This is a genomic window from Pseudomonas sp. lyk4-R2A-10 (assembly GCF_030209075.1).
Taxonomy (GTDB): Bacteria; Pseudomonadota; Gammaproteobacteria; order Pseudomonadales; family Pseudomonadaceae; genus Aquipseudomonas; species Aquipseudomonas glycinae.
The window spans coordinates 450,476-474,707 of the sequence record NZ_JARVSR010000012.1; the positions used below are offsets into that span (position 1 = coordinate 450,476).

A 24,232-nucleotide genomic window follows, 5' to 3' on the forward strand; every position below is an offset into this window, starting at 1 on the left:
ACCGCTACACACTTGCAGGAGCGAGCAATGCTCGCATATTGCGGATTGCGAGTCTGCGCGGACGGCGTTTCCGACCGTTTCCCGCAGACCCGCTCCTACAAATCACCCATCACTTGGTGGAGTTGCCATCCGGCACGAACACGTAGCCGACACCCCAGACAGTCTGGATGTAGCGCGGCTTGGAAGGATCGGGTTCGATCATCCGGCGCAGACGGGAAATCTGCACGTCGATGGAACGCTCCAGGGCATCCCACTCACGGCCACGGGCCAGGTTCATCAGCTTGTCGCGGGTCAGCGGCTGACGGGCGTTCATCACCAGGGCCTTGAGTACCGCAAACTCGCCGGTGGTGAGCATGTGCACTTCGTCGCCGCGCTTGAGTTCGCGGGTGGCCAGGGACAGCACGTAGTCGCCGAACGTGACGTTTTCTTCTTCACTGCCCGGCGCGCCCGGCACCGGCGCGGCCTGACGGCGCAGCACGGCTTTGACGCGAGCCATCAGCTCGTCCGGGTTGAACGGCTTGGCCAGGTAGTCGTCGGCGCCCAGTTCCAGGCCCTTGATACGGCTCAGCTCGTCACCCTTGGCAGTGAGCATGATGATCGGAATCTGATTGTTCGCGCCACGCAGGCGGCGGCAAGCGGTCAGGCCGTCTTCGCCCGGCAGCATCAGGTCGAGGACGACCAGGTTGAACACTTCACGCGACAGCAGACGGTCCATCTGCTCGGTATTCGGTACGGCGCGGGCACGATAGCCCTTGCTGACGAAAAAGCGTTCCAGCAGGCTGCTCAGCCCCGGATCGTCGTCAACGATGAGAATTTTTTCGCCTTCAGCAGTTTGTGCAGTGCTGCTCATTGGATGCTCCTTTTAGCTCGGCGCGCATTATGGCGTAGCTGCCGTTATACGCACCGTGTGCATTGTTAGCAGATTTTTCCTTCACTGCCAGAAAACCGGGGCTTGAGCCTACAGACTGTGTCGCCCCCGAATGACAGAACGCTGGTTATAATGCGCGGCCTTTTGTGTCAGGCAACGTCTGAATCGTTACCGAAGGTGGCCGTCCCTTATTTTCATGGGCGCCGCAGTAATTGTTCGATTTCACGGGTCAATGGGATGCCTTTTGACCCAGGCAGCGGCCAGCATCAAGCCGCCCCACCAGACTCCGGGCCTTCATTTACGCGCCTGCGAGCCTGCTTTCACAATTTGTCAGGTGGTTTTATGGACAGCATCAACAGCCGCATCGCCGAGGAACTCGGCGTACGCCCACAACAGGTCGAAGCGGCCGTCGCGCTACTCGATGAAGGCTCTACCGTTCCCTTCATCGCCCGTTACCGGAAAGAAGTGACCGGCAGCCTCGATGACACCCAACTGCGTCATCTGGAAGAGCGTCTGCGCTACCTGCGAGAACTCGACGAACGGCGCATCAGCATTCTTTCCAGCATTCAGGAGCAGGGCAAACTCACCCCTGAGCTGGAGCGCGAAATCAAACTCGCCGACACCAAGACCCGCCTCGAAGACTTGTACCTGCCGTACAAGCAGAAGCGCCGCACCAAGGGCCAGATCGCCCTGGAAGCCGGCCTCGGCGAACTGGCCGACGGTCTGTTCAACGACCCGTCGCTGGCCCCGGAAGCCGAAGCCGCGCGCTTCATCGACGCCGAAAAAGGCGTGGCCGACGTCAAGGCAGCGCTGGAAGGCGCCAAGTACATCCTCATGGAGCGCTTCGCCGAAGACGCCAACCTGCTGGAAAAACTGCGCACCTACCTGAAACAGGAAGCCACCCTCAGTGCCCGCGTGATCGCCGGCAAGGAAGAGGAAGGCGCCAAGTTCCGTGACTACTTCGAACACGACGAACCGCTGAAAAGCATGCCGTCGCACCGCGCGCTGGCGATTTTCCGTGGCCGCAACGAAGGCATTCTCAGCTCCGCGCTGAAAGTCGGCGAAGAGCTGCCGGGCACCCTGCACCCGTGCGAAGGCATGATCGGCCAGCACGTCGGCATCCAGAACCAGAACCGTCCGGCCGACAAGTGGCTGAGTGAAGTGGTGCGCTGGACCTGGAAGGTCAAGCTCTACACCCACCTGGAAACCGACTTGCTCGGCGAGCTGCGCGACGGCGCCGAAACCGAAGCGATCAACGTGTTCGCCCACAACCTGCACGACCTGCTGCTGGCCGCCCCGGCCGGCCCGCGCGCGACTCTGGGCCTCGACCCGGGCCTGCGCACCGGCTGCAAGGTTGCGGTGGTCGACTCCACCGGCAAGCTGCTGGATCACGCCACGGTTTACCCGCACGTGCCGCACAACAAATGGGATCAGACCATCGCCATCCTGGCCGCCCTGTGCGCCAAGCACTCGGTCGACCTGATCGCCATCGGCAACGGCACCGCCAGCCGTGAGACCGACAAGCTGGCGATCGAACTGATCAAAAAATACCCAGCGATGAAAATGACCAAAGTCATGGTCTCCGAAGCCGGCGCATCGGTGTATTCGGCATCGGAACTGGCAGCCAAGGAATTCCCGGATCTGGACGTGTCGATCCGTGGCGCGGTATCGATCGCCCGTCGTCTGCAGGATCCGCTGGCCGAACTGGTGAAAATCGATCCGAAATCCATCGGTGTCGGCCAGTACCAGCACGACGTGTCGCAGCTGAAACTGGCGCGCGGTCTGGACGCCGTGGTCGAGGACTGCGTGAACGCCGTGGGCGTGGACGTGAACACTGCCTCCGTGGCGCTGCTGGCGCGGATCTCCGGCCTCAACGCGACCCTGGCGCAGAACATCGTGGCCCACCGTGACGAGCACGGCGCGTTCAAGACTCGCGCGGCGCTGAAGAAAGTCGCGCGTCTGGGCGAGAAAACCTTCGAACAGGCCGCCGGCTTCCTGCGTGTGATGAATGGCGACAACCCGCTGGATTCCTCAGCCGTTCACCCGGAAGCCTATCCACTGGTGCAACGCATCGCCGCTGAAACCGACCGCGACATTCGCTCGCTGATCGGCGACGCCGCGTTCCTCAAGCGTCTGGATCCGAAGAAATTCACCGACGAGACCTTCGGTCTGCCAACCGTCACCGACATCCTGCAGGAACTGGAAAAACCGGGCCGCGACCCGCGTCCGGAGTTCAAGACCGCCGAGTTCCAGGAAGGCGTCGAGGACCTGAAGGACCTGCAACTGGGGATGATCCTCGAAGGCGTGGTGACCAACGTGACCGCGTTCGGTGCATTCGTCGACATCGGCGTGCATCAGGACGGTCTGGTGCACATTTCGGCGCTGTCGGAGAAATTCATCAAGGATCCGCGCGAAGCGGTGAAGGCCGGCGACGTGGTGAAAGTGAAAGTCATGGAAGTCGACATCCCGCGCAAACGCGTCGGCCTGTCGATGCGCATGAGCGACACCCCGGGCGAGAAGATCGACGGTGCCCGTGGCTCGCGTCCGGGCTCGGCACCACGCCAGTCGCAAGGTTCGGCGCCACGCAAGGAAAGCACCCCGGCGGCTCCAGCCAATAACGCGATGGCGTCGTTGTTTGCCAACGCCAAGCAGTTGAAGAAACGCTGATGGATATGCCGGCCGGGCTCGTCGAGAGCGCGTTTTTCAAGCTGTTGGGCTGCCGCCTGCACAGCCTGGAAACCGGGGTGGCGCAAGTCGCCCTGGTGCTGGAACCCGAACTGCGCAACCGCGGTGGCAAGCTGCACGGTGGCGCGTTGTTCAGTCTGGTGGATATCGCCATGGGGCTGGCCTGTTCCAGCACCCACGGCTTCGACCAGCAGAGCGCGACCATCGAGTGCAAGATCAACTACATCCGCGCCGTCTCTGAAGGCGAGGTGATGTGCACGGCGCGGGTGATCCACCCGGGCCGGCGCACGCTGGTGGTCGAAGCCGACGTGATGCAGGGCGACAAACTGGTCGCAAAAGCGCAAGGCACGTTCGCTGTCCTGTAGATGTTGTTCATCATTTTGAGTTAATTTCGGCGCTGTGATCGCAGCGTCGGAGTTTTCCTCGCCCGCGTCTGCCAGATTCAGGGACTGAAGTTGGCGTTTCCAATGGGGCTTTCATGGCCCGAAAACCAGGCGAAAACGCCAGTTTCAACTTCACCCTTGTAGACCGTCCTGCCCACCCCCATATTGGGGCGACTGACGCGTGAAGGAATCCAAATTGAGCGAACTTCTCAACCGCCGCCTGGCTCTGCTCGGCGAGCGCGCTAACCTCTCTCTGCTTGAGCAGTGCCTTCACGGTATCGAACGTGAATGCCTGCGCGTGACCGGCGAAGGCCGCCTGGCCCAAACGCCGCACCCTGAAGCCCTGGGTTCCGCGCTGACCAACGAACAGATCACGACCGACTATTCCGAGTCGCTGCTGGAGTTCATCACGCCCGCCCTGCCAGACCCGGCCGACACCCTGGCGAGCCTGGACAAGATTCATCGCTTCGCCTACAGCAAGCTCGGCAACGAGTACCTGTGGAGTCCATCGATGCCGTGCCCGTTGCCGGCCGAGGAAGACATCCCGATCGCCTATTACGGTACCTCCAACATCGGTCAGCTCAAGTACGTCTACCGCAAGGGTCTGGCCCTGCGTTACGGCAAGACCATGCAGTGCATCGCCGGGATTCACTACAACTTCTCCCTGCCGGAAAAGCTCTGGCCGCTGCTCAAGGAAGCCGAAGGCTTCGTCGGCACCGACCGGGATTTCCAGTCGTCGTCCTATATCGCGCTGATCCGTAACTTCCGCCGCTACAGCTGGCTGCTGATGTACCTGTTCGGTGCTTCGCCGGCGCTGGACGCGGGTTTCCTGCGCGGTCGTGCGCACCAGTTGGAACAGCTGGATCCGGACACCCTGTACCTGCCCTACGCCACCAGCCTGCGCATGAGCGATCTCGGTTACCAGAGCAACGCCCAGGCCGGTCTGACCCCTTGCTACAACGACCTGGCGAGCTACACCGACAGCCTGCGCAAAGCGGTGGCGACGCCGTACGCGCCGTATGTCGAAGTCGGCACGCACCAGGATGGCGAGTGGGTGCAACTGAACACCAACATCCTGCAGATCGAAAACGAGTACTACTCGAACATCCGCCCGAAACGCGTGACCTACACCGGCGAGCGTCCGATCCAGGCCCTGATGGCCCGTGGCATCCAGTACGTCGAAGTGCGCTGCCTGGACATCAACCCGTTCCTGCCAATGGGCATCGACCTCACCGAGTCGCGCTTCCTCGACGCGTTCCTGCTGTACTGCGCGCTGAACGAAAGCCCGCTGCTGACCAACAACTCCTGCGGCAACGCCACCTCCAACTTCCTCAGCGTGGTCAAGGAAGGTCGTCGTCCGGGCCTGCAATTGCAGCGCGACGGCCAACCGGTCGAGCTGAAGGAATGGGCCGCCGAACTGCTGGAAAAAATCGCTCCGCTGGCGGCGCTGCTGGATCAAAGCCACGGCGGCGATGCCCACAGCAAGGCACTCGATGCGCAACTGGCCAAGGTTAAGGATTCGTCCCTGACGCCTTCGGCCCAGGTGCTTGCGGCGATGGCAGCGCACAAGGAAAGCTTCGCGCAATTCTCCCTGCGCCAGAGCCAGGCCCATGCCGAGTTCTTCCGCAGCGAGCCGTTGGCGGCTGAGGAACAGGCGAAGTTTGAAGAACTGGCGCGGTCTTCGCTGGCGCAGCAAGCTGAGCTGGAGCAAAACGAAGTTGGCGATTTCGACGTGTTTGTCGGGTCGTATCAGGCGAGCATTCTGGCGATCAGTAACTGATCGCTTCCATCCGTGATCTTTGATCGTTCCCACGCAGAGCGTGGGAACGATCACCTTCTCTCCCAACTATCACGTTCTCTCCCTTAGATTTTTCCGCTCATAAGCTCATTCTAAAAAGTTATTTATTTTTAGATTATTTAGTCTCCTTTCACGCCGACGCTCGGTCGCCTGATATGGAGCTCTTCAATGAAACTGAATTTCCCGCTTCGCCTGCTGGCCGTGGCCTCTCTGGCCGCTGCAAGTTTCCTGGCTCAGGCCGCCGACCTCACCGTCGCCTACCAGACCACCGTTGACCCGGCGAAAGTCGCCCAGGCCGACGGTGCCTACGAGAAAGCCACCAAGGCTGACATCAACTGGCGCAAATTCGATAACGGCGCCGACATCATTGCCGCCATCGCGTCCGGTGACGTGCAGATCGGTTACCTCGGTTCCAGCCCGCTGACCGCCGCGATCACCCGCAAAGTTCCGGTGGAAACCTTCCTCATCGCCACCCAGATCGGCGCCGCCGAAGCACTGGTCGCCCGCGACGGCTCTGGCATCAAGACGCCGCAGGATCTGGTCGGCAAGAAAATCGCCGTGCCGTTCGTGTCCACCGGTCACTACAGCCTGCTGGCCGCGCTGAAGCACTGGAACATCGATCCATCGAAAGTCACCGTCCTCAACCTCGCCCCGCCAGCGATCATTGCTGCGTGGAAACGCGGTGACATCGACGCTACCTACGTCTGGGATCCGGCGCTGGGTGTGGCCAAGGAAAACGGCAAAGTGCTGATCACATCCGGTGAACTGGCCAAGTTCGGCGCGCCGACCTTCGACGCCTGGATCGTGCGCAAGGACTTCGCCGAGAAGCACCCGGAAATCGTCACCGCCTTCGCCAAGGTCACCCTCGACGCCTACGCCGACTACCGCAAGGATCCGAAAGCCTGGCTCGCCAACCAGAGCAACGTCGACAAGCTGGTGAAGCTCTCCGGCGCCAAGGCCAGCGACATCCCATTGCTGCTGCAAGGTAACGTCTACCCGCTGGCGGCGGATCAGGTCAGTGACCTCGGCGCGCCGACCACCAAAGCCATCACCGATACCGCCACGTTCCTCAAAGAACAAGGCAAGGTCGAAGCGGTGCTGCCGGACTACGCGCCGTACGTCAGCGCCAAGTACATCACCAACTGATCGGGAGTTAATCGCGATGGCCTTGCTACAGCTGGAGCGCATCAGCGCACAGTATCCCGGCAGCCCGGAACCGGTACTGTCCGACATTTCCCTGACCCTCGGCCCTCAGCAATTGCTGGTGGCCCTCGGCCCGTCCGGCAGTGGCAAGACTTCGCTGTTGAACCTGATTGCCGGCTTCGTCGAACCGAGCGCCGGTCGTATCACCCTCGACAACGTGCCGGTCAAAGGCCCGAGCGCCGAGCGCGGCGTGGTGTTTCAGGACGACGCCCTCCTGCCCTGGCAGGATGTACTGGCCAAAGTCGCTTTCGGTCTGGAACTGGCCGGTGTGGCCAAGGACAAACGCGAACAGCGCGCCCGGGAAATGCTCGCGCTGGTCGATCTTTCCGGTTTTGAACACCGTCGCATCTGGCAGCTTTCCGGCGGCCAGAAGCAACGTGTCGGCCTGGCCCGCGCCCTCGCGGCCGACCCGCGTGTATTGCTGATGGACGAGCCCTTCGGCGCCCTCGATGCCTTCACCCGCGAACAGATGCAGGAGCTGTTGCTGCAGGTTTGGCAACGCACCGCCAAGCCGGTGTTCCTGATTACCCACGACATTGAAGAAGCGGTGTTCCTCGCCACTGACCTGATTCTGCTGGCGCCGAATCCGGGGCAGATCGTCGAGCGTCTGCACCTCGACTTCGGCCAGCGCTACGCCGCCGGCGAATCGGCGCGGGCGATCAAGTCCGATCCGCGCTTCATCGAAACCCGCGAGCACGTGCTGGCCAAAGTGTTCTCGCAACGCAGCGCCGTTCAGCGGCAGGAGCGCGCATGAGCAGTTACGACGTTTCCGCTACCGCCGTGAAACCCGCCGCCACGTCGGTGGTGATTCCCGTGCGCCGCAGCCTCAGCACCCGCTGGATCAGCCTGCTGACCCTGTTCGCATTGTTGGTGATCTGGTGGGCGGTGACGGCCACTGGCCTGATCGAGCCGCTGTTCCTGCCGCCACCGTCCGCCGTGCTGCAAAAAGGCTGGTTGCTGGCGACCACGGGCTACATGGATTCGACGTTGTGGCAGCACTTGGGCGCGAGCCTGAGCCGCATCGGTCTGGGCCTTGGTTTTGCGATTTTGACCGCAGTGCCGGTGGGCATTGCCATCGGCGCCAACCGCATCGCCCGTGGCGTGCTCGATCCGCTGATCGAGTTCTACCGGCCGATTCCGCCACTCGCCTATTTGCCGCTGATCGTGATCTGGTGCGGCATCGGCGAGTTGTCGAAAGTGCTGCTGATCTATCTGGCGATTTTTGCCCCGATCGCGATTGCCACCGCCACCGGCGTGCGCACCGTCGACCCGGCCAAATTGCGCGCCGCACAGTCGCTGGGCGCCACTCGCGCACAACTGATCCGCCATGTGATTTTGCCAAGCGCCCTGCCGGACATTCTGACCGGTGTGCGCATTGGCCTCGGTGTGGGTTGGTCGACGCTGGTCGCCGCCGAACTGATCGCGGCCACCAGCGGCCTGGGCTTCATGGTGCAGTCGGCCGCGCAGTTCCTGGTCACCGATGTGGTGGTGCTGGGGATTCTGGTCATCGCCCTGATCGCCTTCGCGATGGAGATGGGCCTGCGCGCCCTGCAACGCAAACTGGTGCCGTGGCACGGCCAGGCCCACTGATCTTTCAGCACTGACTACCCCGACAGTTTCGGGGCCCCGGAATTGAAGAGAACCACCATGAGCAGCCTGAACATCACCCCGTTAAGCTCGGCCCTCGGCGCACAGATCAGCGGCGTCGACATCAGCCAGCCGCTGAACCTGGAACAGCGCGACGCCATCGAGCAGGCACTGCTCAAATACCAGGTGCTGTTTTTCCGCAATCAACCGATCGAACCGTCGCAGCAGGCGCGTTTCGCCGCCTACTTTGGCGACCTGCACATTCATCCGATCTACCCGAACGTGCCGGAACAGCCGGAAGTGCTGATCCTCGACACCGCCGTCACCGACGTGCGCGACAACGCGATCTGGCACACCGACGTGACCTTCCTGCCGACCCCGGCCATGGGTGCGGTGCTCAGCGCCAAGCTGTTGCCGGAGTTTGGTGGCGACACGTTGTGGGCCAGCGGGATCGCTGCGTATGAAGCGCTCTCGGCGCCGATGAAAGCGCTGCTCGAAGGGCTGACCGCGACTCACGACTTCACCCGCTCGTTTCCGCTGGAGCGCTATGGCAACACGCCGCAGGCACTGGCGCAGTGGGAAGAGGCGCGGCGCAAGAATCCACCGCTGTCGCATCCGGTGATTCGCACGCACCCGGTGAGCGGACGGCGTTCGCTGTTCGTCAACGAAGGGTTCACGTCGAAGATCAATGAGCTGTCGGAGACCGAGAGCGAAGCGGTGTTGAAGTTCTTGTTCGCGCATGCGACGCGGCCGGAGTTCACCATTCGCTGGCGCTGGCAGAAGGACGACATTGCGTTCTGGGACAACCGCGTGACGCAGCATTACGCGGTGGATGACTACCGGCCGGCGCGGCGGGTGATGCAGCGGGCTACGGTGTTGGGGGATGTGCCGTTTTTTCGCTGAGCCTTTAACGCCAGAGCAAAATCAAGAGCCCCCCTCACCCTAACCCTCTCCCGGAGGGAGAGGGGACTGACCGAGGTGTTTTGTCGCTATATACCGACCTGAAATATCGAATCGAACTCGGGTTTGAAAAGCACGGAGATTTGCTCCCTTTCCCCCCCGCCCCCCTGGGGGAGAGGGCTGGGGTGAGGGGGGGATCTATCTGACCCACCCCAGTTTCGATCACTCCGCCGTCGAAGGCTTCTCCCAAAGATTGATCCCGCCCTCCTGGGCAAACCGGTCAATCTCCGCCAGTTCCTCAGCACTGAAGCTCAGATTCTTCAACGCCCCGACGTTCTCGACAATCTGCTCCGGCCGGCTCGCGCCAATCAGCGCCGAAGTCACCCGAGGATCCCGAAGTGTCCACGCCAATGCCAATTGCGCCAGGCTCTGGCCACGACGCTTGGCGATTTCATTCAACGCCCGCACGTGAGCGATGTTGGCCTCGGACAAATGCGAAGCCTGCAACGAACCACCACCCGGACGATTGACCCGCGCATCCGCCGGCACGCCGTTGAGGTATTTGTCGGTCAGCAAACCTTGCGCCAGCGGAGTGAACGCAATCACGCCGGTGCCAAGTTCGTCGGTGGTGTCGAGCAGATCCTTTTCCACCCAGCGGTTGAGCAGGTTGTAGGCCGGTTGGTGAATCAACAGCGGCACTTTCCACTCTTTGAGCAGTGCCGCGATCTCGCGAGTTTTCACCCCGGAGTAAGACGAGATGCCGATGTACAACGCCTTGCCCTGCTGCACCGCCGTGGCGAGGGCGCTTGCAGTTTCTTCCAGCGGGGTGTCCGGGTCGAAGCGGTGCGAATAGAAGATATCCACATAGTCCAGGCCCAGGCGTTGCAGGCTTTGGTCGAGGCTGGCCAGCACGTATTTGCGCGAACCGCCGCCCTGGCCGTAAGGGCCGGGCCACATGTCCCAACCGGCCTTGCTGGAGATGATCAGTTCATCGCGATACTGCTTGAAGTCTTCGCGCAGCAGACGGCCGAAGTTGATCTCGGCGCTGCCGTAGGGCGGGCCATAGTTGTTGGCCAGGTCGAAGTGGTTGATGCCCAGGTCGAACGCCGTGCGCAGCAACGAGCGCTGGGTGTCGATCGGCGTGCTGTCGCCGAAGTTGTGCCACAGGCCCAGCGACAGCGCCGGCAGCACCAGACCGCTGCGTCCGACGCGGCGGTAAGGGATGGAGTCATAGCGGTTTTCGGCAGCGGTGTAAGTCATCGAATCCTCTCTTGTCGGTCTTGAATCGGGTGTCGATTGCTACGCAAATCTGTTGCGGGGCCGGGCGAGGCCAAGGTTCTGGCGCAAGGTCCGGCCCTCGTATTCGGTTCTGAACAGCCCACGCCGTTGCAGTTCCGGGACCACGCCGTTGGCGAAGTCTTCGAGCCCGCCGGGCAGGTGCGGCACCAGCACGTTGAAGCCGTCCGCCGCGCCCTGCTCGAACCATTCCTGCAAACGGTCGGCAATCTGCGCCGGAGTGCCGACGACGCTGTAATGCCCGCGACCGCCAGCGATTCTGCGGCCCAGTTCGGCCAGGGTCAGATGCTCGCGGCCGGCCAGTTCGGTCAGCAGTTTCTGTCGACTCTGCTGACCGCTGTCGGTCAGCGGCAACTCCGGCAGCGGCCCGTCCAGCGGGTACTTCGACAGATCGAAGTTGCCCAGCATACGCCCAAGCAGGGCGATGCCCACCTCGGGTTCGACCAATTGCTGAAACGTTTCACATTTTTCCTGCGCTTCGGCTTCCGTCTGCCCGACCACGACAAACACGCCGGGCATGATTTTCAGCGAATCGGCACTGCGTCCGTACTTCGGCAAGCGTCCCTTGAGGTCGGCGTAAAACGCCTGAGCGCTGGCCAGTGAGGTCTGCGCGGTGAACACCACTTCGGCCGTCTGCGCCGCCAGTTCACGCCCGGTTTCCGACGAGCCGGCCTGCACGATCACCGGCTGACCCTGTGGCGAACGCGCGACATTCAGCGGGCCTTTGACCCGGAAGTGCTCACCGACGTGATCCAGCACATGCAGTTTTTCCGGGTCGTAATACGCGCCACTGACCTTGTCGCGGAGAAAGGCATCGTCCTGCCAACTGTCCCAAAGCCCGGTGACCACCTGATGAAATTCCCGGGCGCGGCTGTAGCGTTCGGCATGGCCGATGTGTTCGTCGCGGCCGAAATTCTGCGCTTCGGCGGCGTTGTCGGAGGTCACCAGATTCCACCCCGCCCGCCCGCCGGACAGGTGATCGAGCGAAGCGAATTTACGCGCCACGTGGTACGGCTCGTTGTAGCTGGTGGTGGCGGTGGCGATCAGGCCGATGTGCTCGGTCACTGCGCTCAGTGCCGAGAGCAAGGTCAGCGGCTCGAAATGATCGGAACGGGCCATGCGGCTGGCGATGTCCTGGGTCGGGGCGGCGACGCTGTCGGCGACGAACAAGGTGTCGAACTTCGCCGCCTCGGCAATCTGCGCCAGGCGTTTGTAGTGGGCGAAATCCAGCCCGGCGTTAGCCGGCACATTCGGGTGACGCCACGCGGCGACGTGGTGCCCGGTGGCCATGAGGAACGCGCCGAGTTTCAGCTGTCTGCTCATCTCAGAAGTCCTTGCGCAGTTGCACGCCGAAGTAGCGCTCGTGGTCGCGAGGCACGGCGCGGTAGATGTAGTTGCCACCGCTGGCGAGCAATGGCGAATACGACTTGTCGGTGAGGTTCTTGCCCAGCAATGCCACGCGCCAGCCATTGGTGTAATCGGCCAGGGCCACGCTGGCATTCCAGAGGCCGTAGGCGCCCTGCTTGGTGTCGGCGTTCTGGCTGATGTCGTACTGCACTTCGCTCTGCCAGCTGTAGTCGGTGCCGAGTTCGATATCCAGGCCGTTATCCAGCGGGATGGTGTAGTCGGCCCGCACGTAGCTTTTCCAGTCCGGGCTGAACGGCAGCGGCTTGCCGTTGACGTTGCACGACGCCGCCGCGCCCGCCGGGCAGGCGAACTCGTCGATGCGGGCGCGGGTGTAGGCCAGCGCGCCGGAGAACTTCAGTTGCTGGGTCGCCTGCAGGGCGAAATCAAGTTCCACACCCTCGGTGCTGACGCTGCCGGCGTTGATCAGGCGCGTTACGACTTGCCCGGCGACGGTGTCGAAAAAGTTCGCCTGATAGTTGTCGTAGTCGCTGTGGAAAACCGCCAGGTTGGTTGTCAGGCGATTGTTCCAGGACGAGGCTTTGATCCCCGCCTCCCAGGTGTTGGAGGTTTCCGGTTTCAGCGCTTCGGTATCGCGCGGCTGCATGTTGAAGAACACGTTGTAGGCCGGGCCTTTGTAGCCGCGCGAGTAAGTCAGGTAGGTGGTGACGGTATCGCTCAGGTCGTACTGCAAACCGAGCCGGCCGGACCAGCCGTCCTCGTCCACCGAGCCGGAACTGCGGGTGGCCGGTTGAATGCCGCTGACGGTGGTGGCGGACGTGGAGACGCGACGGTGATCGTATTCGAGATCGTCGTGGGTGTAGCGCAGGCCGGCGATGCCACGAAAGTCCGAGGTGAAATTCAGCGTGCTCTCGCCGAACACCGCATAGCTGTCGCTGGTGGTGCTGTAATCGGCGACGCCGCGATCAGTGCGCGTGGTGGTCGTCAGGGTGCGCTGATAGGTTTCCTCGTCCTTGCCGTGCATGTAGAACAGGCCGCCGACGTATTCGAGGAACTCGCCTTTCGGCGACGCCAGCCGCAGCTCCTGCGAGTACTGATCGAAGGCCAGATCGCCCTTGTCCGCCGTGCCGGAGAACGCAGCCGTCACCCTGCCGAGGCGGTCGCCATCCTGATACTGAGTGTTGTCCCAGCCGCGCCACGCGGTAATCGAGGTCAGGGTGTAATCCCCCAGTTGCCAATCGAGCTGGCCGGACAGGCCCTTGTTGGTGTCCTCGACGTGGGAACGGGTGTCGGTGTTGATGTCGCGGTTGTGGCTGGTGGCACTGACCGGGCTCAACGCATTGGCGAAAGCCGGGGTCAGAGCCTTGGTCACGACGCCGTTGGGGCCGTCATCGTGGGACTGCATGTAGTCGGCGATCAGGGTGAAGGTGATGTCGTCGTTCGGGGTGAATTCCAGTTTGCCGCGCACGCCACGATGGTTATAGCCGTTGACCTCCTGACCGTTGTGCTGGTTGTCGACGTTGCCGTCGTACGTGCCGAACAAGGTGCTGATCGAGCCCTTGAGCGTGTCCGGAATCAGACTGCCGCCGATGCCGAAACGGGTGCGGCTTTCGTTGCCGCTGTAGTACGACTGATCGATGTAGCCGTGGGTCTCGGCGGTCGGCGCCTTGCTGGTGATGTTCAGCACGCCGGCCGAAGCGTTCTTGCCGAACAGCGTGCCTTGCGGGCCGCGCAGAACTTCGACGCGTTCCAAGTCCAGCAGATCCAGAGTGGACTGGCCGGGACGGGCATAGACCACGCCATCGATCACCGTGGCCACGGTCGGCTCGACGCCTGGCGAGGTGGAAATCGTCCCCACGCCACGCACGAACAACGAGGTGTCCTTGTTCGATGCGCCGGTGCGGAAATTCAGCGACGGCACTTGCTGGACGATACTCGCCACGCTGTTGCGGTTGTCGCGTTCCAACTGCTCGCCGTCGATCACCGACACCGCCACCGGGACCTTTTGCAGCGACTCTTCGCGGCGGGTGGCGGTGACCGTGACGGACTTGAGTGTCGGCTCCTGATCGGTGCTGTCGGCGGCGAACGCGGCCGGCAGCGGCAGCGCAGCCAGCCCGGTGATTAGCCAGCCCGCAGCGCGGATCGATTGCGCCAGTTTGTGTGTCGCCCCAGGAATGTTGTGCATGTTTGCCCGCTCGGAAAGTTGCCCTGAACCGCTGCCGTTCTGCGACGACAGCGCCTGTCTCGGTGTCTTGGGCATTCGCTCGAGCGAGTAGCAGACAACGCGCATTGTTAGCGCTAACATCGCCAGTATTGGCAAGCCGGACATAGACCGTCCAATACTGAAAAATTACTTTTATATGCGTTTTGGTTTTTAAGAAGGGTCGAGCCTTGAGCGAAGAAAAGCCCCGCAAACGCCGTGGCGCCGGCCGCGTGACCCTCAACGCGGTGGCGCGCCAGGCCGGTGTTTCGGCGATCACCGTGTCGCGCTATTTCAACCAGCCGGAACAGGTCTCGCCCGAGCGTCGCGAACGGATCGCGGCGGTGGTCGCCGAACTGGGTTATGTGCCGAATCTGGTGGCCGGCGGACTCGCCTCTGCACGGGGGAAAATCGTCGGCATGGTGATCCCGAACATCTCCGGGCCGATCTTTGCCAACACCATTCAGGGCTTCAGCGACACCCTCAGCCGTCACGGTTATCAGCTGTTGCTGGCATCGAGTTACTTCAGCACCGAGCAGGAAGAAAACGCCGTGCGGGCGTTCCTCGGCTGGTCGCCGGCGGCGCTGGTGGTCACCAGTCACTTCCACAGCGCGGGCACGGAAAAGATGCTCGCCGAAGCGGATATTCCGGTGGTTGAAACCTGGGATTACCAACCGGATCGCGAGCCGATGCAGATCGGCTTTTCGCACTTTGAAGTGGGGGTCAGTGCCGCTCGTTATCTGCATGACAAAGGCTACCGGCGAATCGCCTTCGTGCAGAACAGCGCACCCGGCGACTTCAGCGCACTGGAGCGCCGCGACGGTTATGCGGCGACCGTGCGTGAGCTAGGACTTGAGCCCTGGGTATTCGCACCCGACACCGATCGAGCCCCGTTCGAGGCCGGCAAGCAAGCGATGCAAGCGCTGATGAACGCCTCACCCCGCCCGGACGCGATCATCTTCGCCAACGACAACCTCGCCGCCGGCGGCCTGCTCGCCGGACAACGCGCCGGCCTTAAGATCCCCGAAGACTGCGCCGTCCTCGGCTTCGGCGACTACCCGTTCGCCGAAATGCTGCTGCCGAGCCTGAGCACCATCAAACCGCCCGCGCTGGAGATCGGTGTACTGGCGGCGACGCGGGTGCTGGAAAGTCTGGGCGTGCTGCCGAGTGATGAGGTGCAGCGGTTGAATCTGCTGCAATGCACAGTCATTGAGCGGGAAAGTATCTGACGAATATGGCGTGGGCGGGTTTGGCTATGCTCTAAATGAAACCGAGGTGGCGCCTTCGCGGGCAAGCCCGCTCCCACAGGTTCTGTGTTGCGTACAGAATCTGTGGAGGACACAGAACCCTTGTGGGAGCGGCGGTGCGACGATTCGACTTGCCCGCGAAGGCGCCCGACCAAACACCGACTATGCCGCAGGCCTCCCCATGCACACCGCAATCATCATCTTCTTCGGCCTGATCCTGCTGGCGCTGATGTTCTACATCGGCGAGCGCATCGGTTTCAGTCGGCAGACGCTGGCCTATGGTTTCGCGGCGTTGTGGCTGGCGTTGACGGTGATCAATGGTGCGGTCGGCGTGGTGCACGCCGGGCAGCCGCTGGGGACGGAGATTGCGATCGGCAGCGCCGTGTATGGCGTGCCGCTGGCGGCGATGGTGTTGTTCATGGTGCTGAGCGCCGAGACCTGAAAGCGTCCCGGCGCCCTGCCCCGATCAACGCACCAGATGCAGGAACTGCATGTGCCGTTCGTACTGGTCGAGGATGTCGTTGATGATCTGCTCTTTGGTGTAACCGACCAGATCGTAGTCCTGACTGCCCTCGCTCAGATGCACTTCGGCGCGGTAGTAGCGGCGATTGTTGAGCTGCTTGGAGCCCATGCCTCCGCGGGCGAACGACGGCGTGAAGTAGCCGCGCATCTGCACCTGATAAATAAACGGGTGCTGCTCGCCGTGTCCGATTTCCAGACTGACGCTGTCGTGCGCCGGATCCGGTTGGGTGACCACGTTCAGGCCTTTCTCGGCAAACACGGCCGTCACTTCTTCGATGGCCGGTTTCACCGTGGTGTCCATGAAGCGGTACACCTCGTCGCGCGACGGGAAGTGCACGGCCTGGCTCAGACGCTGACGCCAGCCGCCCTTGCCACGCCGTGAGCCGGACACCGGCGCCAGGGAATGCAGTTGCGCGATCTGCTTCTGCGACTCCAGATAGAACGCCTTGTGCAGGCCCCACATCATCAGCAGCAGAATCAGCGAGAACGGCAACGAGGTCAGCACCACCGCCGACTTCAGCGCATCGATGCTGCCGGAGAACAGCAGCGCACTGGTCACCAGCGCGGTCATCGCGCCCCAGAACACCCGCAGCCATTTCGGCCCGTCTTCATCCGGGTTGCCGCCCTTGGCCGACAGGGTCGAGAGCACCACGGTGCCGGAGTCGGCGGAGGTGACGAAGAACACGAAGCTGATGAACACCGTCACCGCGATGACGGTCTTGCTCCACGGATAGGTTTCCAGCAGCAGGTAGAGGGTCATCGACGGGTTGTCGAGGGCCGACATGCCCAGCGCCGACATACCGTGGTTGAGCACTTGGTCGATGGCGCTGTTGCCGAAGATCGACATCCACGCCAGGGTGAAACCGAGCGGAATCAGCAGCACGCCGAAGACGAATTCGCGGATTGTCCGGCCACGGGAAATCCGTGCGATGAACAGGCCTACGAACGGCGACCATGCAATCCACCAGGCCCAGTAGAACACCGTCCAGCCGCCGAGCCAGTCGCTCGGTTTGTCGTAGGCGTAGAGGTCGAAACTCTTCATCGGCAACGCGCCGAGGTAGTCGCCCAGATTCTGGATCAGGGTGTTGAGCAAATGCTGGGTGGGGCCGGCGAACAACACGAACAGCAGCAGCGCACAGGCCAGCAGCATGTTGATGTCGGACATGACCCGCACGCCTTTATCCACACCGGAGACGGCGACGATGATCGCTGCGCCCATCATCAGCGTGATCAGGCCGACCTGAATCCACTGGGTGTGGGCGATGCCGAACAGGTAGTCCAGACCGGAGTTGAGATGGAGCACGCCGAAGCCCATGTCCGCACCGAGGCCGAACACCGTGGCGATGATGCCGAAGCCGTCCACCGCGTAGCCGATGGGGCCGTTGATGCGTTTGCCGATCAGCGGGTACAGCGCCGAACGCAGGGCCAGTGGCAGATTGTGCCGATAAGCGAAATACGCCAGCGCCATGCCGACAAAGGCGAACACGCCCCAGCCGTGCAGGCCCCAGTGCAGAAACAGAATCTGCATCGCCTGACGCGCCGCCTCCGGGGTGCCGGCCTCGCCTTGCGGCGGCTGAAGCATGTGGGTCAGCGGCTCGGATACGCAGAAGAAAAACAGCGTGATGCTGATCCCGGCGGCGAACAGCATGCCGGCCCAGGACAGGTAACTGAATTCGGGTTCGTCGTGGTCGGCACCGAGTTTGATCTTGCCGTAGCCCGATAACGCGGTGACCACCACGAAGACCAGATACAGGGTCATCGCGAGCATGTAGTACCAGCCGACCGTATTGGCCGCCCAGTTTTGCGCTTCGAGAAGCCAGGCGCCGGCCTGTTCCGGCATGGCGATGACCGTCAGGCCGAACAGCAGGATCACCGTCGCGGCGAACCAGAACACCGGCGGATTCATGCGCACCAGACCGCTGGCGGGGGTGGACGATGCACTCATGAACGGTGCACCTCAAGGGGTTGGAAAATGGCTGAAATGATCGGACTCAGCAAAGGCAAGCCTCCTGTTGTGAGCGGGCAGCGAACCGCCGGTTTAACTTGAATGAACGTTCAAGTTAAACATGGATAGTACGCTCAGGACTAATCGCAGGGCTCAGCGGTACCTTTCGTACGCTAGCTCAAGAGGGGTTATGACGCTGTGGCGAGGACGATCGTTCCCGCGTTGCGCGGGAACAATCAGACAGAAAAATTACTTCTGCGTCCCGTCATCATGCTGCAGATTGGCCTGGGTCAGGTTGCACCCGGCCGGCACGCTGCGGGTCAGCCACACATTGCCGCCGATGGTCGAGCCTTTGCCGATGGTGATCCGCCCGAGAATCGTCGCCCCGGCGTAGATCACCACATCGTCCTCGACGATCGGATGGCGTGGATGGCCTTTCTGCAACTGGCCGTCCTCGTCCGCCGGGAAGCGTTTGGCGCCGAGGGTCACCGCCTGGTAAATCCTGACGCGCTCGCCGATGATCGCGGTCTCGCCGATCACCACGCCGGTCCCATGGTCGATGAAGAAACTGCGGCCGATCTGCGCGCCCGGATGAATATCGATGCCGGTCGCCGAGTGGGCGATTTCCGAGCTGATCCGCGCCAGCAGCGGCAGACCTGCGCGATACAAATGGTGAGCCAGACGATGGTGAATCACCGCCAGAATCCCCGGATAGCACAGCAGCACTTCATCGACGCTGCGCGCCGCCGGGTCACCGTGGTAGGCGGCCAGCACATCGGTGTCGAGCAGGCTGCGCAGGCCCGGCAGTGCGAGGGCGAAATCCTGGATGATCCTGATCGCCTGAGCCTCGACTTCAGTGTCTGCCTGAGCACTGTGACGGGCGACGTAACGCAACTCGAGTCGTGCCTGGGCCAGCAACGCATTCAGCGCGACATCGAGGGTATGACCGACGTAAAAATCCTCGCTCTCTTCACGCAGATCCACCGGCCCCAGCCGCATCGGAAACAGTGCGCCGCACAGGGCTTCAAGGATCTGCGCCATCGCATCACGGGACGGCAATTCGCGCCCGCCCTGCTCGCCGGAAGCACGGCCATTTTGTGCCCGCCACTGATCCCGCGCGGTACGCAGCTGGCTGACGATGGTCTGCAATTGCCAATGGCTGGAACGCTCGCTCACGGTAAAGACTCCTCACGGGCGGCCGGACTGTCTGGCCGCGTCAACGGCGACTACTTTACGGCAAGCCCACGGGCGCGAATTAAGAACCGATAGTGCTGGCCTAAGCACGTTTGGATATAAGCGATTGGCGGTTGCCCCGGTAAATCGGCGTGCCTATAGTCCGGTGATCTTCCTCCGCCAGTACGGAACCATGTCCACACAACCGATCAAACAACAGCTGCAACGCTTCAACCGCCTCGACCTGCTCGGCCAACCGACCCCACTGGAAAAGCTCGAGCGCCTGTCCACCTGGCTCGGCCGCGATGTCTACATCAAACGCGACGACCTGACGCCGCTGGCCATGGGCGGCAACAAGCTGCGTAAGCTCGAATACCTCGCCGCCGATGCCCTCGCCCAAGGCGCCGATACCCTGATCACCGCCGGCGCACTGCAATCGAACCACGTTCGCCAGACCGCCGCACTGGCCGCCAAACTGGGCCTGGGCTGCGTGGCGCTGTTGGAAAACCCGCTGGGCACCGACGACAGCAACTACACCGGCAACGGCAACCGCCTGCTGCTGGACCTGTTCGACACCAAGGTCGAACTGGTCGACAACCTCGACAACGCCGACGAACAACTGGCAGCCCTCGCCGTCCGCCTGCGCAGCAACGGCAAGAAGCCGTATCTGGTACCGATCGGTGGCTCCAACGCCCTCGGCGCGCTGGGTTACGTGCGCGCCGGTCTGGAGCTCGCTGAACAGATCAAGGACACCGGGCTGCAATTTTCCGCCGTCGTTTTGGCCTCGGGGAGTGCCGGCACTCACAGCGGTCTGGCGCTGGCGTTGAGCGAAGCCCTGCCGCAACTGCCGGTGATCGGCGTGACCGTCTCGCGCAGCGAAGAAGATCAGCGCCCGAAAGTCCAGGGCCTGGCCGAACGCACCGCCGACCTGCTGGGCGTGGCGCTGCCGGACAGCTTCAAGGTCGAGTTGTGGGACGAATACTTCGGCCCGCGCTACGGCGAGCCGAATGCCGGGACACTGGCGGCGGTGAAACTGCTGGCGAGTCAGGACGCCGTGCTGCTCGATCCGGTCTACACCGGCAAGGCCATGGCCGGGCTGCTCGACGGCATCGGTCGCGGGCGTTTCGACGACGGCCCGATCATCTTCCTGCACACCGGCGGCGCCCCGGCGTTGTTTGCGTACAAGGATTTTCTCTGACGCGCTCGTTCCCACGCTCTGCGTGGGAATGCATCCCGGAATACGAAAAACACATATTCCACAGATGAATAACAAACGGAAAATTCATTATTTTCCATTCTAAAAGAACCGTCATATAGTCTCGCCGCAGGCGAATTTCGCGAGAGACGCATAAGCTGCTTTAAGGCAGGATAGCGCTGTCGTCCAATTCCCGGATTCGCCAACTTTCCTTAAGCGTCTTCCATAAGAAAACACAGGGGCTTGTCATGATTCTTTCCGCAATACGTCGAAATCTGCTGGTAGGTTCGCTGGGCCTGGCACTGAGCGCCGGTCTGCTGGGGCAGGCGGTTGCCGGTGAGCAACTGCAACAGATCAAGGACAAAGGCGTTATCAACGTCGGCCTGGAAGGCACTTACCCACCATTCAGCTTCGTCGATGCCGACGGCAAGCTGTCGGGTTTCGAAGTCGAACTGTCCGAAGCCCTGGCCAAGAAGCTGGGCGTGAAGGCCAAGATTCAGCCGACCAAATGGGACGGCATCCTCGCGGCACTGGAATCCAAGCGTCTGGACGTCGTGGTCAATCAGGTGACCATCTCCGACGAGCGCAAGAAGAAGTATGACTTCTCCGAGCCGTACACCGTTTCCGGGATTCAGGCGCTGGTACTGAAAGACAAGGCCGCCGCGCTGAACATCAAATCCGCCGCTGACCTGTCCGGCAAGAAAGTCGGCGTGGGCCTGGGCACCAACTACGAGCAGTGGGTCCGCGCCAACGTGCCGGGTGCCGACGTGCGCACCTACGACGATGATCCGACCAAGTTCGCCGACCTGAACAACGGCCGTACCGACGCGATCCTGATCGACCGTCTGGCTGCGCTGGAATACGCCCAGAAAGCGCCAAAAACCGTCGCTGCCGGTGAAGCCTTCTCCCGTCAGGAAGCGGGTATTGCCCTGCGCAAAGGCGAACCTGAACTGCTGGCCGCCGTGAACAAGGCCCTCGACGAACTGCGTGCCGACGGCACCCTTGAGAAGCTGTCCAAGAAATACTTCAACGCTGACGTCACCCAATAATGGAAGAAGCTTTCCAACTCGCTCTGGACTCCGCGCCCTTCCTGTTGAAGGGCGCGTACTACACGGTAATCCTCAGCCTCGGCGGCATGTTTTTCGGCCTGCTGCTGGGCTTTGGCCTGGCGTTGATGCGCCTGTCGCGTTTCAAGTCGGTCAGCTGGCTGGCCCGCATCTACGTGTCGTTCTTTCGCGGCACGCCGTTGCTGGTGCAACTGTTCGTGATCTATTACGGCTTGCCGCAATTGGGCATGGAACTCGACCCGCTGCCGGCGGCACTGATCGGCTTCTCGCTGAACATGGCCGCCTACGCCTGTGAAATCCTGCGTGCCGCGATCGGTTCGATCGAACGCGGCCAGTGGGAAGCCGCTGCGAGCATCGGCATGACCCGTGCGCAGACCCTGCGCCGGGCCATCCTGCCGCAGGCGATGCGCACGGCGTTGCCGCCGCTGGGCAATAGTTTCATTTCACTGGTCAAGGACACCGCACTGGCCGCCACCATTCAGGTGCCGGAGCTGTTCCGTCAGGCACAGCTGATTACCGCCCGGACTTTCGAAGTCTTCACCATGTATCTTGCCGCCGCGCTGATCTACTGGATTCTGGCCACGGTGCTGTCGCACTTCCAGAACAAGTTGGAAGAGCGGGTCAATCGGCACGACCAGGAGTCCTGACCCCATGATTGTCGTGGAAAAACTGACAAAGCAGTTCAAGGGTCAAGTCGTGCTCAACGGCATTGACCTGGAGGTGAAGGAAGGCGAGGTCGTGGCAATCATCGGGCCCAGCGGCTCGGGCAAGACCACGTTCCTGCGTTGCCTGAACTTCCTCGAGGAACCCACCAGCGGCCGGATCAAGGTCGGCGAGATCGAGATCGATACCAGTCGCCCGCTGAACCAGCAGCAGAACCTGGTGCGCAACCTGCGCCAGCACGTGGGCTTCGTGTTCCAGAACTTCAACCTGTTCCCCCACCGCACCGCCCTGGAAAACGTCATCGAAGGCCCGATCGTGGTCAAGAAGACGCCTCGCGATGCAGCCATTGCCCTGGGCAAGAAGCTGCTGGCCAAGGTTGGCCTGGCGGGCAAGGAAGACGCCTACCCACGGCGCCTGTCCGGTGGCCAGCAACAGCGCGTGGCGATTGCCCGGGCGCTGGCGATGGAGCCGGAAGTGATCCTGTTCGACGAGCCGACCTCGGCCCTCGATCCGGAACTGGTAGGTGAAGTGCTGGCGACCATCCGCGGCCTCGCCGAGGAGAAACGCACCATGGTGATCGTCACCCACGAAATGGCGTTCGCCCGTGACGTGGCCAACCGCGTGGTGTTTTTCGATAAAGGCGTGATCGTCGAACAAGGCGAAGCGAAAGCGTTGTTTGCCAATCCGAAAGAAGAACGCACTCGACAGTTCCTCAGCAAGTTCAGAAACAACGGCTGATCCGTAAACTTTCCTGAATATAAACTTCCATGGATGGAAGTTTGCCTTACGCCCTCCCGAATAAAAACTTAATCAAGTGACCGCATTACATATATATGTCCTGCAACAGTCTCGGCGCGATTAAAGTTTGCCCCCTCCAAGTTTCCAGCCGTATAAACAGACCGACGACAGAACAATAAAATCCGGCAAAAGCTGTGGCCCGATTCGCCAGGTGGAATAGGTAGAGCGCCTTATCTGCGTAGGAAGCTTCTGATAAATCCGTAATTCTTCAATTAACTAACGCTGTCCGTTGACACGCCATTCAGCGAACTTTTATCTAGTCACTCATCACGCCCCACAACATGACCAAGACCCGATAACGAATGGCCGAACGACCCTGTTTTTATTACCGGACAATTCACGCCATTTTAACTTTCAGAAACGGATTTCGCTGCAAGGCTTCAAGGAGAGGACTTCATGACCCGCACTTCGCACATCCCCGAACTGGCCGCGCCGAGCCTGGCGCCATCCCGAAACAATGGCATCAACCTCGCGGCAGCGGCTCATCTGCTGGTCGATGTGCCGCCTTACCCGGAGATGGACACCGGCGACCTGATCGAACTGTTCTGGAACAACTGCTATGTCGCTTCTCACCTGCTGACAGCACAGGACGTCGCGGCCCCAATCAGCCTGCGAGTGCCGGAAAGCTTCATCGCCAGCGGTTCGTCTCGCATCCACTATCGGGTCATGCGGGTCGGGCACGGGCCATCGCTGTCGGCGGCGGCGCGCGTCACGGTGAAACTCGACTGCCCCGGCGGGCAGCCCCCCGCGGTGTGTGGTGACGAAAACCAGCAACTGGCCCCTGTGACCCTGCCCGAGACCATTCGCCGTCAGGGGGTCAACGCGAACCAGATCAAGCGTGGCGTACCACTGACCATCGAGCCGTACCTGAACATGGCTGACGGCGATGCCATCACCCTGCGCTGGGGCGATGTGCGGATGGACCTGGCGCGCATCACCCCTGCCGATGTCGGCCAGCCGATTCAGGTCTGGGTGCCGCCGGCGATCATCACCGAGGCCGGCGAAGACCTGCGGCTGGATGTGACCTACTGCATCCTCGACCGGGTCGGCAACAACTCGCGCTGGGCGCCGCCGCGAACGCTGAAGATCGGTTGCGTGAATCCCTACCTCAAGGTGCCGCTCAAGGAAACGCCGAAGGCAGCAGAGCCGCAAAAAAAATGAGCATCGACGGCCGGTGAGGGACGACTTCCCTCGCCGCCGCACGCTTAACCAACCGGACCACGCCCCCTTCTATACATATTCCTAAAAGTTAGTTTATTTAAATTTTATACGCGCTTAGGGTATATGAACCGGACCACCGGACATTCTTTCGTTCGCCGCACTTTTGCGGCGTTTTT

The 24,232-nt window shown here is 61.9% G+C and carries 20 protein-coding genes; 14 read left to right on the forward strand and 6 right to left on the reverse strand.

Going from position 1 to position 24,232, the window contains the following annotated elements; translation table 11 throughout:
• Positions 1-109: 109 nt before the first annotated feature.
• Positions 110-850, reverse strand: coding sequence for an osmolarity response regulator transcription factor OmpR (gene ompR, locus QRN46_RS22970; RefSeq protein ID WP_007952694.1), 741 nt, complete (start codon positions 848-850; stop codon positions 110-112).
• 360 nt (positions 851-1,210) lie between these two features.
• Between ompR and QRN46_RS22975 the strand changes: the two genes are divergently transcribed.
• The 7 genes from QRN46_RS22975 (at position 1,211) to tauD (ending at position 9,427) form a co-directional block, all read left to right on the forward strand.
• Positions 1,211-3,535: a Tex family protein gene (locus QRN46_RS22975; protein ID WP_011331963.1), complete on the forward strand. Its 2,325-nt coding sequence runs from the start codon at positions 1,211-1,213 to the stop codon at positions 3,533-3,535.
• A complete protein-coding gene (locus QRN46_RS22980; RefSeq protein WP_011331962.1) occupies positions 3,535-3,918 on the forward strand; it encodes a PaaI family thioesterase in 384 nt (127 codons plus the stop codon). The genes QRN46_RS22975 and QRN46_RS22980 overlap by 1 nt, the downstream gene beginning before the upstream one ends.
• A gap of 214 nt (positions 3,919-4,132) precedes the next feature.
• The gene (gene gshA / locus QRN46_RS22985; protein WP_007952700.1) at positions 4,133-5,716 is read left to right on the forward strand and encodes a glutamate--cysteine ligase; all 1,584 of its coding nucleotides are present in this window, start codon (positions 4,133-4,135) and stop codon (positions 5,714-5,716) included.
• 186 nt (positions 5,717-5,902) lie between these two features.
• Positions 5,903-6,880, forward strand: a complete 978-nt coding sequence (gene tauA / locus QRN46_RS22990) for a taurine ABC transporter substrate-binding protein (protein WP_011331960.1) — start codon at positions 5,903-5,905, stop codon at positions 6,878-6,880.
• 16 nt (positions 6,881-6,896) lie between these two features.
• The gene (tauB, locus tag QRN46_RS22995) at positions 6,897-7,691 is read left to right on the forward strand and encodes a taurine ABC transporter ATP-binding subunit (RefSeq protein ID WP_285357431.1); all 795 of its coding nucleotides are present in this window, start codon (positions 6,897-6,899) and stop codon (positions 7,689-7,691) included.
• On the forward strand, positions 7,688-8,527 hold the full coding sequence (tauC, locus tag QRN46_RS23000) for a taurine ABC transporter permease TauC (protein ID WP_064382739.1): 840 nt from the start codon (positions 7,688-7,690) through the stop codon (positions 8,525-8,527). Before tauB ends, tauC begins: the two co-directional genes overlap by 4 nt.
• 57 nt (positions 8,528-8,584) lie before the next feature.
• Positions 8,585-9,427 carry a taurine dioxygenase gene (gene tauD, locus QRN46_RS23005; RefSeq protein WP_285357434.1) on the forward strand — a complete coding sequence of 281 codons (843 nt, stop codon included), beginning with the start codon at positions 8,585-8,587 and terminating at the stop codon, positions 9,425-9,427.
• A 219-nt stretch (positions 9,428-9,646) separates the two neighbouring features.
• On the opposite strand, the gene mgrA is transcribed toward tauD, so the two are convergent.
• The 3 genes from mgrA to QRN46_RS23020 are packed head-to-tail and all read right to left on the reverse strand — an operon-like array spanning position 9,647 to position 14,270.
• Positions 9,647-10,684, reverse strand: a complete 1,038-nt coding sequence (gene mgrA / locus QRN46_RS23010) for an L-glyceraldehyde 3-phosphate reductase (protein ID WP_011331956.1) — start codon at positions 10,682-10,684, stop codon at positions 9,647-9,649.
• Between the two features lie 39 nt (positions 10,685-10,723).
• A complete protein-coding gene (locus tag QRN46_RS23015; protein ID WP_221615547.1) occupies positions 10,724-12,043 on the reverse strand; it encodes an LLM class flavin-dependent oxidoreductase in 1,320 nt (439 codons plus the stop codon).
• A 1-nt stretch (position 12,044) separates the two neighbouring features.
• Positions 12,045-14,270 carry a TonB-dependent receptor gene (locus QRN46_RS23020; RefSeq protein ID WP_285357437.1) on the reverse strand — a complete coding sequence of 742 codons (2,226 nt, stop codon included), beginning with the start codon at positions 14,268-14,270 and terminating at the stop codon, positions 12,045-12,047.
• A 206-nt stretch (positions 14,271-14,476) separates the two neighbouring features.
• Here QRN46_RS23020 and QRN46_RS23025 point away from each other — a divergent pair, with 206 nt between their 5' ends.
• Together QRN46_RS23025 and QRN46_RS23030 are read left to right on the forward strand one after the other, a co-directional pair.
• Positions 14,477-15,514, forward strand: coding sequence for a LacI family DNA-binding transcriptional regulator (locus tag QRN46_RS23025; RefSeq protein WP_011331953.1), 1,038 nt, complete (start codon positions 14,477-14,479; stop codon positions 15,512-15,514).
• A 199-nt stretch (positions 15,515-15,713) separates the two neighbouring features.
• Complete coding sequence (locus QRN46_RS23030) at positions 15,714-15,974, forward strand: hypothetical protein (protein WP_201817942.1); 261 nt, start codon at positions 15,714-15,716, stop codon at positions 15,972-15,974.
• 24 nt (positions 15,975-15,998) lie between these two features.
• On the opposite strand, the gene betT is transcribed toward QRN46_RS23030, so the two are convergent.
• A complete protein-coding gene (gene betT, locus QRN46_RS23035) occupies positions 15,999-17,960 on the reverse strand; it encodes a choline transporter BetT (RefSeq protein WP_181457854.1) in 1,962 nt (653 codons plus the stop codon).
• A 288-nt stretch (positions 17,961-18,248) separates the two neighbouring features.
• Positions 18,249-19,175 carry a serine O-acetyltransferase EpsC gene (epsC, locus tag QRN46_RS23040; RefSeq protein ID WP_007952730.1) on the reverse strand — a complete coding sequence of 309 codons (927 nt, stop codon included), beginning with the start codon at positions 19,173-19,175 and terminating at the stop codon, positions 18,249-18,251.
• Between the two features lie 190 nt (positions 19,176-19,365).
• Here epsC and QRN46_RS23045 point away from each other — a divergent pair, with 190 nt between their 5' ends.
• The 5 genes from QRN46_RS23045 (at position 19,366) to QRN46_RS23065 (ending at position 24,056) form a co-directional block, all read left to right on the forward strand.
• Positions 19,366-20,370, forward strand: coding sequence for a D-cysteine desulfhydrase (locus tag QRN46_RS23045; protein ID WP_085647938.1), 1,005 nt, complete (start codon positions 19,366-19,368; stop codon positions 20,368-20,370).
• A 245-nt stretch (positions 20,371-20,615) separates the two neighbouring features.
• Entirely contained in the window at positions 20,616-21,416 is an 801-nt protein-coding gene (gene tcyJ, locus QRN46_RS23050; protein WP_285357447.1) for a cystine ABC transporter substrate-binding protein, read from the forward strand.
• A complete protein-coding gene (gene tcyL, locus QRN46_RS23055; RefSeq protein ID WP_011331947.1) occupies positions 21,416-22,081 on the forward strand; it encodes a cystine ABC transporter permease in 666 nt (221 codons plus the stop codon). Before tcyJ ends, tcyL begins: the two co-directional genes overlap by 1 nt.
• 4 nt (positions 22,082-22,085) lie before the next feature.
• Positions 22,086-22,835 carry an L-cystine ABC transporter ATP-binding protein TcyN gene (gene tcyN, locus QRN46_RS23060; protein ID WP_011331946.1) on the forward strand — a complete coding sequence of 250 codons (750 nt, stop codon included), beginning with the start codon at positions 22,086-22,088 and terminating at the stop codon, positions 22,833-22,835.
• 456 nt (positions 22,836-23,291) lie between these two features.
• Complete coding sequence (locus tag QRN46_RS23065; protein ID WP_011331945.1) at positions 23,292-24,056, forward strand: hypothetical protein; 765 nt, start codon at positions 23,292-23,294, stop codon at positions 24,054-24,056.
• Positions 24,057-24,232 lie beyond the last annotated feature (176 nt).